Here is a 12,609-nt window from a genome sequence, read left to right as displayed (position 1 = left end):
TCAACAAATATGCTTGATCTTTCGAATATCAAGCCCGGCCATATCATCGTCGGACAGGTCGAAAATCCGACGGACGACCGCCTCAGGGCGGACATGAACACCGTCCTTTGGATGAATCTCAAATGAAATCGTATGATTATCAATAATTTTAAGGTCATGGACGATCTCTTTCAAATCAAGTCGGGTCACCTTCCCTTTTTTATTCGTTTTTTCAAATGGAACATGTTGCTCGTTTAAAAACGAATCGACACATGACGATGAAACGTCATGACGGGTGAGTACCACGGAAAAAAGCGTGTTGGGTTTTTCGATGGCATCCGCTTTATGCCTCACTGGGACGGATTCGACCACGTGAAGCCCATCGGGTAACTGGGCGTTGAGCATAACCGGCATTCTATTAGTATCAAAATCGTCATGAACTTCAATGATAAAAAATTCATCGAGACTTTCGTAACCCACCGGCAAGGGGTTGCTGAAAACCAATTTAATGATCGGATGGTGGCCGCTGGTGTATTTCACCGGAATTCCGGCCCGTCGAACGGCCTTGGATACGGTGTTGACCATTTCCAGATGACCGAAAAAACGGGCGTCGCCGGTTTTCTGGAAACGGCATTTCATTTTGATGTAAGACGGCTGGGAAGGCGACTCGGTCTTCAAAGCGGCAGGGGCCTTCGACCGATCGCTCATAAGCGGCTCGATGCGGGGCATGACTGTATCAAAATCACAGATGCCGCATCCGGAACAGGCCCCGTTCCGGCAATCGGGGGTCAGGTCTCCCCGAAGAGACCGCTTTTTCTCGTCGATCATAAACTGTTTTGAAATGCCCGAATCGATGTGATCCCAGGGAAGCGGTTCATCGAGGGATCGGGAGCGATGGGAAAAAAACGCGGCATCGATCTGTTCCTCGGCGATGGATTCCTTCCACAGATCATAACGGAAATGCTCGTTCCATCCGTCGAGTCGGCATCCCTTGCGGTAGGCCCGAATGATCAGCGGGGTCAGGCGGCGATCCCCCCGGGACATCAGACCTTCAAGAAAACTGATCTGTGTTTTTCCCCATTTGAAGGTGACGTTTCGCATCGAGAGTTTATCCCTGAGCCATTGAATCCGGGTCCAGGATTCGTCCTCGTCAATTTGTCTTTCCCACTGAAAGGGGGTGTGGGCTTTGGGAATGAAGGTTGAAACACTGACGTTGATCTGCCGTTTCTTTCCCTTGACCGATCCCAGACGCGACAATCGGCGGACCAGATCGACCATCTCCTCGAGATCTTCCATGGTTTCCATGGGCAGACCGATCATGAAATACAGTTTGATGACCGTCCAACCGAGCTGAAAGGCGCGTTCCACCGTATTGATGATATCCTCGTCGGTGAGACCCTTGTTGATCACGTCCCGCAGACGCTGTGAACCGGCTTCGGGTGCGATGGTGAAACCGGTTTTTCGAACCCGCCTGACCGCCTCCATCATGGCTTCATCCAGGCGGTCGGCCCGGATTGAGGGCAGGGAAAACGAGAGGTGTCCCTGGGTGTGAATCTGATGATCGGTATCCGAAAGAAGGGCGTGCATCAGCGTGGTAAGGTTTTCGTAATCCCCGGCGCTGAGAGACAGAAACGAGAGATCCTCGTAACCGGTCCGGCAAACGGCGCGCCGGGTCAGATCAAGCAGGGTATCGGTGTTCCGTTCCCGGACGGGCCGATAAATCATCCCGGCCTGGCAGAACCGGCATCCGCGGCTACAACCCCTTGAAATTTCGAGTCGAAGACGTTCGTGGACCGGCCTTCCGCAGGGAATGACCGGCGCATCGGGAAAGGGGGCCCGTTCGAGATCGGGAAGGATCGCCCGTCGGACCGTGTGCGGGATACCCGGGACAGGACGAACCGTCTGAAAACAATCAGGGCCCGATTGAACGAAATCGGGAACATAAAACGAGGGAACATACACTCCGGGCAGGTCGGACCACCTCCTGAGAAGATCGTCTCTCAAAGCTCCGGTTGATTTCCAGTCCATATAGACATGGGCCATGGACAGAATGACGTCTTCTCCGTCTCCGACGACCATGGCATCGAACAGATCGGCCACCGGTTCGGGATTGAAGGTGCAGGGACCCCCGGCGATAATCAGCGGATGAGCCGGCCCGCGATCGGCGGCAAGAAAGGGAATACCGGCAAGATCAAGCAGAGTCAGAGCATTGGTATAATTAAGCTCGTAAAGAAGGCTGAACCCGATAATGTCAAAATCCCCAAGGGGGGTCTTTGTTTCACGTGAAAACATGGGCAGGCCATGCTCGCGTAAAAGCCGTTCCATATCCGGCGCAGGGGTATAGACCCGCTCGGCAACGATGTCCGGATCACGGTTGAGAATATGGTACAGAATCTGAATACCGAAATGGGATGTCCCGATTTCATAGAGATCGGGAAAAGCCAGAACCATGGACAGCCGCTTATCCCGATGATCCTTGATGACGGCATTGACTTCCGCACCGGCATACCGGCTGGGTTGCTCGACGGATTTGATGATATCTTGAATACTTTTAAAACCCATGCTATATCTTTACGTTCAGTAAAATCATTCCATTAAAATTGACAATAACCAGTCATTATATAATTTAAATTTCAAAATGCAAATTTATAATTCGATGTTGTTTCAAAAAGTATCATGGTGCTGTGTTGTGATCGGACTGACGCTGATGCAGGCCGGCCCGGTCAATGCCGATATCTCGGCGCGGCGATCAAAGGTGGTCGAAGCCGTTGAGAAAATCAGTCCGTCGGTGGTCAATATTTCGTCGGAATACGATGTCTACGACCAGACCAATCCGTTTTTCACCTTTCGGCGGGACCAGCGCTTCCATGATTTTTTCAATGATTTCTTCGAACCCCGCTTCAGGAACAAGACCAAACGCATGGCCCTGGGGTCCGGGGTTATCATTGACGGCAAGCGCGGATACATTCTGACCAATGCCCATGTGATCGAAAAAACCGGCAGCATCACGGTGACCCTGAATGACGACCGGGAATTCAACGCTCAACTGGTCGGCGCCGACCCCGACTCCGATCTGGCCGTCCTGCAGATCACAACCGACGAAGCCCTGCCGTCGGTCAACATGGGCAACAGTCATGACCTGATGATCGGAGAAACCGTTATCGCCATCGGAAACCCCTTCGGATTTTCCAACACCGTATCGACCGGCGTGATCAGCGCCACGGATCGCAGCATCAAATCGGGGGATCGGGTCTACCGGCACTTCATCCAGATCGATGCGCCGATCAATCCGGGAAACAGCGGCGGCCCGCTTTTGAACATTCTGGGCGAGTTGATCGGAATCAACACGGCTATCTACGCCGACGCCCAGGGGATCGGATTCGCCATTCCCATCGACCGGGCCCGGCGCATCATCGACAATCTGATCACCTACGGTCGGGTGATCCAGGCCTGGACCGGTCTGATCGTTCAGAACATGGACCCGGACATTTCCGATTACCTGGGCATCGATCATCAAAAAGGGGTCGTCATCAAGGATCTGTTTCCCGAAAGCCCCGGAATCGAGGCCGGTTTCAAAAAATGGGACGTGATTGTAGCCATCGACGGAGAAGCCGTTCAGCATACGGACATGTTTGATCAGATCATCCGAAGGCACAGCGCGGGGGATCGCTTAAAGGTCCGAATCAATCGATCGGGTACAATCCGGGACCTCGTCCTGCCGACACGGCCGTTTCCCGTTGAACGGGCAGACCAGCTGGCCATGGATCTTCTGGGCGTTCGGGTGGTTTCCAAAACCGGACGAAAGGGCGTGATGATTTCGGAACTGTCACGACAGGCCGGGCTGTTCTCCATCGGGGTCAGGCCGGGTGACTGGATCAGACGGATCAATGATATTCCCATCGACACAAAAGAGGATTTCAACAAAGCCCTGATCACTTACAGGTCCAACCCGTCCCTGGTGCTTCTGATCACCCGGAACGACCGGGGGTATTATATCACGCTTGAATTACAAGGATAACGGCCGTCAGATGAAACAGACCAAAATCAATACCATATGGAAAGAAAACAAGGATTCCGGGCGGGTCTGCGTCAAGGGATGGATACGCACCATCCGACATTCTAAAACCTTTTCGTTTATCGAAATGAATGACGGATCATGCCTGACCAGTATCCAGATCATCGCCGACGACTGCCTTCCCAATTATTCCGAGGTAGCCTCCCTGTCTACGGGATCTGCGGTGTCGGTCACCGGTGATCTCTGTCCCTCGCCCGGAAAAGGCCAGCATGTCGAAATCCGCGCCGACGATATCACGATTTTCTGCCGAACGCCGGAAACCTATCCCCTTCAGAAAAAAAGGCATAGTGATGAATTTCTTCGAAGTATCGCTCACTTAAGGCCTCGCTCCAACAAATACGGGGCCATGTTTCGTATCCGGTCACACGTGTCGATGTTCGTGCATCAGTTTTTCCAGGATCAGGGTTTTTTTTACATTCATACCCCCATCATCACCGGATCGGACTGTGAAGGCGCCGGTGAGATGTTCCGGGTGACAACCCTTCCCCCAAACGGTCCGACCGATCCGTCCGGGGATTTTTTCGGCAAGGAAACCGGTTTGACCGTATCGGGACAGCTTTCCGCCGAAATGTTTGCCCTGTCTTTGGGAGATGTGTACACCTTCGGTCCGACCTTCCGGGCGGAAAACTCCAATACCAGCCGCCATGCCGCCGAATTCTGGATGATCGAACCGGAAATGGCCTTCCGGGACCTGACCGAAACCATGGATATGGCCGAACGGTTCGTTAAGGATGTGGTTCGCCGTTACCTGACGACCTGCGAGGAAGATTACTCCCTTTTTGCCCGCTTTGTGGCGCCGGACCTTCCCGAAATTCTGAATACGATCGATCGTGAGGCCTTTGCCCGGATCACGTATAAAGACGCCGTCGATCTGTTGCACGCATCGGGACGGTCCTTCGAATTTCCGGTGTCCTTCGGTTCGGATCTTCAGTCGGAACACGAACGGTATCTGGCTGAAAGCCATTTCAAAAAACCCGTGTTCATCTATCATTACCCGAAAAACATCAAACCTTTTTACATGCGGGTCAACGACGATCAGACCACCGTGGCGGCCATGGACCTTCTGGTGCCCCATATCGGGGAACTGATCGGCGGCAGCCAGAGGGAGGAACGCCTGGATATCCTGATCGACCGGATGAAGGACTGCGGATTAAGCGAAGAGGATTACGGGTGGTATCTGGATTCACGGCGGTACGGATCCGTACCCCACAGCGGATTCGGCCTGGGATTCGAACGCCTTCTGATGCTGCTGACCGGGGTTTCCAACATCCGGGATGTCATTCCCTTTCCCCGGACGCCGGGTCACATCGATTTCTGATCACATTTCCAGAAGACGGCCGACTTCCTGGGTCAGCTGTTCCATTTTGAAGGGTTTTTGGATAAACGAGCTTTTTCCTTCCTTGACAATGGCATGGACATCCATGTTCTTGCGATAGCCGCTGGAAAACAGCACCTTGAGATCGGGGTTGACCTGCTTGAGTTCATAATAGGTTTCGATCCCGCTCAAACCCGGCATCACCAGATCCAGAATGACCATATCAATGGTTTTGAAATCTTTCCGATAAATGTCAACGGCCGCCTGACCGCTTCGGGCCGTCACCACGTCCAGGCCGGTGCGTTCAAGCATCTGTTTCCCCACATCGATGATCATGGCGTCATCATCGACCAGAAGCACGGTTTTTGATCCGGTGTAAACCTTTTCATACTGACGGAGGGCCTGAATGCCCGGAGGACCGTAGGTGTTCCGGATCACCTGGCTGTTGATGGCCTTGTTGATTTCCCCCTTGAGCCTGTTGATGCTCTGGGCCGGTAATTCCTTTTGCTTGGGTTCCGGAGAATAGATCCCCTCGTTCAGGAAATCAAAGAGTTTTTCGGTGAGTTTCACACCGCCTTCCACGTACTTCTCAATGTCCTTGAGTTTGCCGTACAGCTTGTCCGTGTGCTGCATATCCAGAAAAATCAGGGATAAATTTCCCTGGATACCCATCAGAAGGTTGTTGAATTCATGGCCGATACTTCCAATGATTTTGTTTCGCTCCATCCGTTTTTCATAGGAGTCATCGGTGTTTCGATCGTTTTCGGGCGGAAGGTTCCGTTTGATCGGGTCGTCGTCAGGTTTCTGGTCCATGCCGTTTCATCCGTCGTATCGTTCATAAAGTAAAGACTCTGAACTACTTTTCGGTAGAATCATCTAATATATTGAGATTTTTCTTTATTCGAATAAAAAAAAACGGATGGGCCGCATCCGTTTTTTTTATTTGCCGTGATGATGAAAAAAACGCTGATCGTCAGATATCCAGGGATTGCACCTCCAGGGCATTTTTCTGGATGAAGTGACGCCGGGGTTCCACTTCCTCGCCCATCAGCAGCGTGAAAATCGCATCGGCGTTTTCCGCGTCTTCAATGGTGACCCGAAGCATGTTCCGACGCTCCGGATCCATGGTGGTTTCCCACAGCTGATCGGGATTCATTTCGCCGAGGCCTTTGTATCGCTGGACGGCGATGCCTTTTTTCCCTTCTTTCATCATGTATGAATAAAGATCGTCCAGGGTTGAAAATTCGGTTATCAGTTCCTGGTTATCCGATCGATTGACCTTAAACGGCGGGGTTTCGAATATTTTCAGCATATCCTTTTTTTTCATCAGAGACTGGTATTCGTTCGAAAAGATCAGAGAACGACCTATTTCAACCCTCTCACTTTTTTTGAGTACGATGGTGCCGTCATCGTGGGAACGATCCTCTTCGGTAATCGAAAAACGATAGCGACCACGCATTTCATTGTAAACGATCTCGCCGGAGGTATATCCCATGGCCATGATCTTTTTCTGAAGATCAATCATCTTGTCTTTGTCGGCCAGGTACATCTTGTCGATGTTCTCTTCAAGAAGGGCGTGAATCAGGGTCGTATGATACCCCCGGCGACCCAGGCGATCCAGTGATCCGAAATAATCCGCCAGGTCTTTGAGCAGGAGAACCAGTTCATGATCCTTGAACACCATGCCCACGCCGGGGATCTCTAAGTCTTTCTGGTCGCAGGCCCGTTTCATGATGTACTCGTTGAAATCGTTTTCATCTTTCAGGTAGACACTGCTTTTACCCTTGCCCACTTTGTACAGCGGAGGCTGGGCAATATAAAGATAGCCGTTTTCGATCAGGTTGGGCATCTGACGATAGAAAAAAGTCAACAGCAGGGTCCTTATGTGTGACCCGTCCACGTCGGCGTCGGTCATGATCACCACCTTGTGATACTTGATCTTGTCGACGTTGTATTCTTCGGTGCCCACCCCGGTTCCGAGAACGGTGATGATGTTTTTGATTTCTTCGCTGCGCAGCACTTTGTCGAATCGGGCTTTTTCCACATTGAGAATTTTGCCCCGGAGGGGGAGAATGGCCTGGGACTTTCTGTCCCGTCCCATCTTGGCCGATCCGCCGGCCGAATCCCCTTCGACCAGAAACAGTTCACGAAAGGCCGGATCCGTATACTGGCATTCGGCCAGTTTTCCAGGCAGGGAGGAATCCATCAGGGCGCCGCTGCTGCGAGCCATATCCCGGGCGCGTTTGGCGGCATCCCGGGCGCGGGCCGCTTCGACGGCCTTGGTGATCAGTTTCTTGGCCACCGTTGGATTTTCCTGAAGAAAATCACCGAGCTTTTCGTTGACCAGCGATTCCACAATACCCTTGACCTCACTGTTTCCGAGTTTGGTCTTGGTCTGTCCTTCGAACTGGGGTTCCCGGACCTTGACGCTGATGATGGCGGTCAGGCCTTCACGGGTATCATCGCCGGATATCTTGCCCTGCATGTTTTTGGGAACATTGTCCGAGGTGGCGTAGCTGTTGATCGTCCGGGTCAGGGCCCCTTTGAATCCGGACAGATGGAATCCCCCTTCAACGGTGTTGATGTTGTTGGCGAACGAATAGATCTTTTCATTGTAGGTGTCGTTGTACTGAATGGCCACCTCGACCTGGACCTCGTCCCGTTCTCCTTTGACGATGATCGGTTCATGGAGGGCCGCATGGGCACGGTTCAGGTATTCCACAAAGGAAACCAGTCCCCCTTCATAACAGAAGTCGTGTTTTTCGTCGGAGCGTTCATCTTCGATGATGATGCGGACCCCGCTGTTCAAAAAAGCCAATTCACGCATACGCCGCGACAGAATCTCAAAACTGAAATTATCGTCGTTCATGATGCCCGTATCGGGTTTGAAATGGACCCGGGTTCCCCGTTTGTCCGTTTCTCCGACCACGGTCAGTTCGGATGTCTTGATTCCTTTGGAAAAGGACTGGGTGAAGATTTTTCCGTTCTGATAGATTTCGAGATTCAGAAAAATCGACAGGGCGTTGACCACGGAAATACCCACCCCGTGGAGCCCGCCGGACACCTTGTAGGAATCGTTGTTGAACTTGCCTCCGGCATGAAGCTTGGTGAGCACCACCTCCGCCGCCGGCATGTTTTCCTTTTCATGCATGCCCGTGGGAATACCCCGGCCGTTGTCTTCCACGCTGACGCTGTTGTCTTTGTAGATGATCACGTGAATGGTGTCGCAGACCCCGGCCATGGCCTCGTCGATGCTGTTGTCGACCACTTCGTAGACCAGGTGGTGAAGCCCTTCCACATCGACGTTTCCGATATACATGGAGGGCCTGAGACGGACGGCTTCAAGGCCTTTGAGTACCTTGATGCTGTCCTGATTGTAATTGGATGTATTGGGTTTTATGTCATTCATAGTTTCATCGGCATGATAACGCTTAGGAAATGTTTGTCCACCGTTCCCTCAATAATGCAGGGTTTTTCATTATCCCTGATATTGATCAGAACACTGTCCTCTTCGATCACACTCAGGGTATCCATGAAATACTTTGGATTGAATGCGACCTCAATGGGTTCACGATCGAATTCGATGTTGAAATCCTCTTTGGATTCTCCAAGATCCGGGTTGGTGGCGGTGAGCATCAGACGGTTTTTGTCAAAATTGAAAATGACCCCGTTGTAGTTTTCGGTGGACAGAATCGACATGCGTTTCAAGGTCATGTAGAAATTACGTTTTTCTATCCGGATGGCGTTGGCCTCATCCCTGACGACAATCTCGCCGTAGGGAGGAAATTCACCTTCAAGGAGACCGATGATGATGGTCTCGTGGTCTTTTTTGACGACAAAGTAATTATCCTTGACGCCAATGGCGATGATACCGTCCGAATCCAGGAGTTTGGACACTTCGGAAAGACCTTTTTTCGGAATGATCACGCCGTCGATCGGACGAAAATCAAGATCCTCACCGCTGATAAACTCCGCCTTGGACAAACGCCGTCCGTCGGTGGAGACCATGCGGATCACGCGCTCGCCCTCTTCGTCGCGGGCCTGGAAAAACACCCCGGTGATGTGGGTTCGTTTTTCATCGGGGGATGCGGCGATCATGATGGTTTTCTCGATCATCTTCCGTAAACGGATGGCGTCGATTTCAATGTACTCGACCTCTTCGAGCATGGGAAGATCCGGAAAATCATCGGGGCTCATACCGACAATGTGGTATTCGACTTTTTCGGAACCGATGCGGATCCACTGCCGTTCGACCTCCTCGACCCGGATGTCGTCGCTTGGAAAATTCTGTACGATTTCAAAGAATTTTCGGGCGTTGATGGTAATGACCCCCGGTGATTCCACATGGGCGGGGTAATTTCCTTCAAAACCGGTTTCAAGATCCGTGGCGATAAAGGAAATTCCGTTGTCTCCGGTTTTGATCAGGATATTGGCCGTGATGGCCAGATTGCTTTTCCGTCCGGTGATTCCCTGGACTTTCGAAAGAATATCCGTGATGTCACTTTTTCTAATCGTGAATTTCATAGGTTCATCCAGATCATTCGGGTTGTTGTTTCACGGGTTTCCACCGGACAACGGGCTTCCGTCCGTTGGAAACACTGCCTATACATAGTTGTAAATTACTAAAATATCAATATAAAACTATAAAAAAATAACGACGTTCGTTTGCCGTCTGCTTCCCTGGGAAGATGAATGAACAATCGTTTTTTTATTTTATAAAGGATTTAATAAGGTCATCATGATAATAAACCTTGTTTAAAAGTATAATAAACTTATAATTTATTGATATTATTAATTTATAAGTTTAAAAAAAAAGACGATAAGATTGTGTTTCGTTGGTCGGAAACGACCGGGTTATCGACATGGAAAAAATGATTGTTCATAACTTCGATTTTATTAACATCGTTTTGGCGATCAATGAACATAGATTCATCTATTAATCCAGGATCGGATCTGGTTGACCGTTTCGGATGTCCAGGTTTTCGACAGGCGAAGACGCATGAACTGTCCGAAAACATGATCCATCAGCTCAACGGCTTTCCCGTATAGAAAGACCTTTTCGAGCAGAGCCCCCTCCCTGTCCTCTTTTTTCTGGATTTTTTCCGTTTCCGGATGCTTGAATCCCGTGAGGTGAAAATTCTCTCCCTTAAGATTGAATTCCCAATTCTGTTCAAGAAAACGCAGACTCAGACTCATTTCGGTCACCACGGCCCCTTTCCTCAGCGCCATGCGCCCTTCCTCAAGACCGGCGTTATCGCCTTTGATGGTCACCGTTTCCACCGTATTGTCCTCGACGATGTTTTCACAGACAATCCGGTTGCCGATGACCAGGGAAAATGCGGTACCGGACGTATCGGTAAACGCCCCCTGATCGCGGTCGATCACATGCCAGAGCCAGGTGAGAAATTCATGACCAAGAAATTTGTAGCGGTTGTATGATACAGCGATATCAAGCATGGATCACTCCGTGAACGAGGTGGGCTGAAGGTTGAGAAGCAGGTCTTTTTCCGCCGGGGTCAATCCCAGTGTGAAATCGGCCGCGGTATAGGGAAACAACTTGATCAGTCCGATATTGAATGATTTGAGGAACAGGCTTTCCAGTTCCTCGCAGGCGGCTTTCTGGGTGGAAAAAAACCAGAGAAGGGAGTTGTCGTAATCCCAGATCACGTCGTAGACGTTGGGAACCGACGGAATCCTTAAAAGGAGAATCTGTTTGACTTCGTCCTTGAGCTGTTTTTTTTCATTTTTTGAAAGAAATTCCCGATCGGTTTCAGCCAGCCTTTTTTTCTGGTGGATGTCCACATGTTTGTTGAGAACTTTGGCGGGGACGGTTTTTTTGTCGATTCTCAGGGAAAAAACAAAATACGAGGCCACCAGAAAGGATGATCCTGAAAAATCCGGCGTAAAGGGCTCGAACAGGCTGGTCCATCCCACGGACATTTCTGACGGCTCCGTATCGATATCCTGGATTCGCAATCGATGAAGGCCTTTTTCCACACGCTCGATCGGAGCGTCGTCGAACGTTCCGTTGACCCGGTAACGTGTCAGTGAAACGGTGGATGAAAGAATTCCCATACAAGACTCCATGGTTAGACGTTGAGGGTCGCTTCAAATAGAAAAAAGCTGTCCGGTCCGGAGATGAAGGGTTCATCTTCCATGTTTCTTGGATTTCGGATAGACAGCGTCATGGATTTGGAATATATATTTTTTGAAAATCGGAAACAAGATAATTCTGTAATGTTTTTTATACGTTATTTCGTGTTTGTTCAAAACGTTCGTCATGAGGTGCCAAACGATGATCGATCAATCGAAACCAATTGAAAAAATTGAACTTACAAATGGAGAAACATTGGAGATATACGACCTTTCCCGGAAGGTCGCGGCCGACACCTGGCTGGTGGCCGCAGCCTTTCGCATCACCCTTGATGTGAATAAAATAAAGGTCAATTCCCCGCTCACCCCAACCGATAAACACATCATAGACACCCTGGACGATCAGTTGGTGTATGAGGTGAAGCATGAGAGGAATTTTATATCCGATCAACAGAAAGACACGGTATTCGACGATATCAGGGATTCGTTTCTCTCGACCAATCTGAAATACCTGTCCCATCCGAAATTTGCCGTGAAATATGCCGTGAAGACTTACCATGATAAAAAAAAACGTTTCGGTTAAGCGTTATGCGGTGATGATCCTCCTCATCTGGGCCTTGATCGGCACGGGTGCGGACGCTGAAATATTCACCTATACGGATGAAGACGGGGTGATGCATTTTACCGATTCCCCCAGCAAGGAAGAAATGGTCCTGTTCATCCGGAACAACCCCGAATCCCGGCGGGCGGTATACCATTGTCCGGACCGTTACAACGACATCATTCTCCAGGCGGCCCGGGTTCACAACCTGTCCTTTTCGTTGATCAAAGCCCTGATCAAGGTGGAGTCGAATTTCAACCCCCATGCCGTATCGAAGGTCGGCGCCAAGGGATTGATGCAGATCATGCCGAAAAACATGAAGGAACTGAACATCGACGATCCCTTCAATCCCTATGAGAACATCATGGGCGGGTCCCGGTACCTTCGAAAGATGCTCAATCGCTTCGACGGGCAGCTGGTTCTGGCCCTGGCCGCCTACAATGCCGGACCCACGGCGGTCGAACGGTACAAGGATATTCCGCCGTACACGGAAACCCGACGGTTCGTGGAAAAGGTCATCAAATACAATTATCATTACAGATAAGG

Annotated in this window: 10 protein-coding genes; 4 read left to right on the top strand and 6 right to left on the bottom strand. The window is 50.5% G+C overall.

All coding sequences use genetic code 11. The annotated features are described in order from the left end of the window. Nucleotides 1-2,541, bottom strand: a complete 2,541-nt coding sequence (locus ACYQ11_RS12620) for a TIGR03960 family B12-binding radical SAM protein (protein ID WP_459924152.1) — start codon at nucleotides 2,539-2,541, stop codon at nucleotides 1-3. A gap of 127 nt (nucleotides 2,542-2,668) precedes the next feature. Here ACYQ11_RS12620 and ACYQ11_RS12615 point away from each other — a divergent pair, with 127 nt between their 5' ends. Together ACYQ11_RS12615 and asnS are read left to right on the top strand one after the other, a co-directional pair. After that, nucleotides 2,669-3,997 (top strand): trypsin-like peptidase domain-containing protein, encoded by a 1,329-nt coding sequence (locus ACYQ11_RS12615; RefSeq protein WP_459924151.1) that lies wholly within the window; start codon nucleotides 2,669-2,671, stop codon nucleotides 3,995-3,997. 10 nt (nucleotides 3,998-4,007) lie between these two features. Continuing rightward, the gene (asnS, locus tag ACYQ11_RS12610) at nucleotides 4,008-5,372 is read left to right on the top strand and encodes an asparagine--tRNA ligase (protein ID WP_459924150.1); all 1,365 of its coding nucleotides are present in this window, start codon (nucleotides 4,008-4,010) and stop codon (nucleotides 5,370-5,372) included. On the opposite strand, the gene ACYQ11_RS12605 is transcribed toward asnS, so the two are convergent. The 5 genes from ACYQ11_RS12605 to rdgC form a co-directional block, all read right to left on the bottom strand. Continuing rightward, nucleotides 5,373-6,182: a response regulator gene (locus ACYQ11_RS12605; RefSeq protein ID WP_459924149.1), complete on the bottom strand. Its 810-nt coding sequence runs from the start codon at nucleotides 6,180-6,182 to the stop codon at nucleotides 5,373-5,375. A gap of 160 nt (nucleotides 6,183-6,342) precedes the next feature. After that, nucleotides 6,343-8,778, bottom strand: coding sequence for a DNA topoisomerase (ATP-hydrolyzing) subunit B (gene gyrB / locus ACYQ11_RS12600; RefSeq protein WP_459924148.1), 2,436 nt, complete (start codon nucleotides 8,776-8,778; stop codon nucleotides 6,343-6,345). Next, on the bottom strand, nucleotides 8,775-9,893 hold the full coding sequence (dnaN, locus tag ACYQ11_RS12595) for a DNA polymerase III subunit beta (protein WP_459924147.1): 1,119 nt from the start codon (nucleotides 9,891-9,893) through the stop codon (nucleotides 8,775-8,777). The genes gyrB and dnaN overlap by 4 nt, the downstream gene beginning before the upstream one ends. A 405-nt stretch (nucleotides 9,894-10,298) precedes the next feature. Then, nucleotides 10,299-10,826 carry a hypothetical protein gene (locus ACYQ11_RS12590; RefSeq protein WP_459924146.1) on the bottom strand — a complete coding sequence of 176 codons (528 nt, stop codon included), beginning with the start codon at nucleotides 10,824-10,826 and terminating at the stop codon, nucleotides 10,299-10,301. 3 nt (nucleotides 10,827-10,829) lie between these two features. Continuing rightward, the gene (gene rdgC / locus ACYQ11_RS12585; protein ID WP_459924145.1) at nucleotides 10,830-11,444 is read right to left on the bottom strand and encodes a recombination-associated protein RdgC; all 615 of its coding nucleotides are present in this window, start codon (nucleotides 11,442-11,444) and stop codon (nucleotides 10,830-10,832) included. A gap of 274 nt (nucleotides 11,445-11,718) precedes the next feature. Between rdgC and ACYQ11_RS12580 the strand changes: the two genes are divergently transcribed. Continuing rightward, nucleotides 11,719-12,045 carry a hypothetical protein gene (locus tag ACYQ11_RS12580; RefSeq protein ID WP_459924144.1) on the top strand — a complete coding sequence of 109 codons (327 nt, stop codon included), beginning with the start codon at nucleotides 11,719-11,721 and terminating at the stop codon, nucleotides 12,043-12,045. Further along, nucleotides 12,020-12,607: a transglycosylase SLT domain-containing protein gene (locus tag ACYQ11_RS12575; RefSeq protein WP_459924143.1), complete on the top strand. Its 588-nt coding sequence runs from the start codon at nucleotides 12,020-12,022 to the stop codon at nucleotides 12,605-12,607. The genes ACYQ11_RS12580 and ACYQ11_RS12575 overlap by 26 nt, the downstream gene beginning before the upstream one ends. Nucleotides 12,608-12,609 lie beyond the last annotated feature (2 nt).

This window comes from Desulfatiferula olefinivorans, assembly GCF_054657895.1.
This window is presented reverse-complemented; position numbering and strand designations above follow the sequence as displayed.

Bases quoted from the DNA above. Each gene is read 5' to 3' on its own strand.
- ACYQ11_RS12590 (WP_459924146.1), bottom strand. From the start codon at position 10,826: ATGCTTGATATCGCTGTATCATACAACCGCTACAAATTTCTTGGTCAT.
- rdgC (WP_459924145.1), bottom strand. From the start codon at position 11,444: ATGGGAATTCTTTCATCCACCGTTTCACTGACACGTTACCGGGTCAAC.
- dnaN (WP_459924147.1), bottom strand. From the start codon at position 9,893: ATGAAATTCACGATTAGAAAAAGTGACATCACGGATATTCTTTCGAAA.
- ACYQ11_RS12620 (WP_459924152.1), bottom strand. From the start codon at position 2,541: ATGGGTTTTAAAAGTATTCAAGATATCATCAAATCCGTCGAGCAACCC.
- asnS (WP_459924150.1), top strand. From the start codon at position 4,008: ATGAAACAGACCAAAATCAATACCATATGGAAAGAAAACAAGGATTCC.
- gyrB (WP_459924148.1), bottom strand. From the start codon at position 8,778: ATGAATGACATAAAACCCAATACATCCAATTACAATCAGGACAGCATC.
- ACYQ11_RS12605 (WP_459924149.1), bottom strand. From the start codon at position 6,182: ATGGACCAGAAACCTGACGACGACCCGATCAAACGGAACCTTCCGCCC.
- ACYQ11_RS12575 (WP_459924143.1), top strand. From the start codon at position 12,020: ATGATAAAAAAAAACGTTTCGGTTAAGCGTTATGCGGTGATGATCCTC.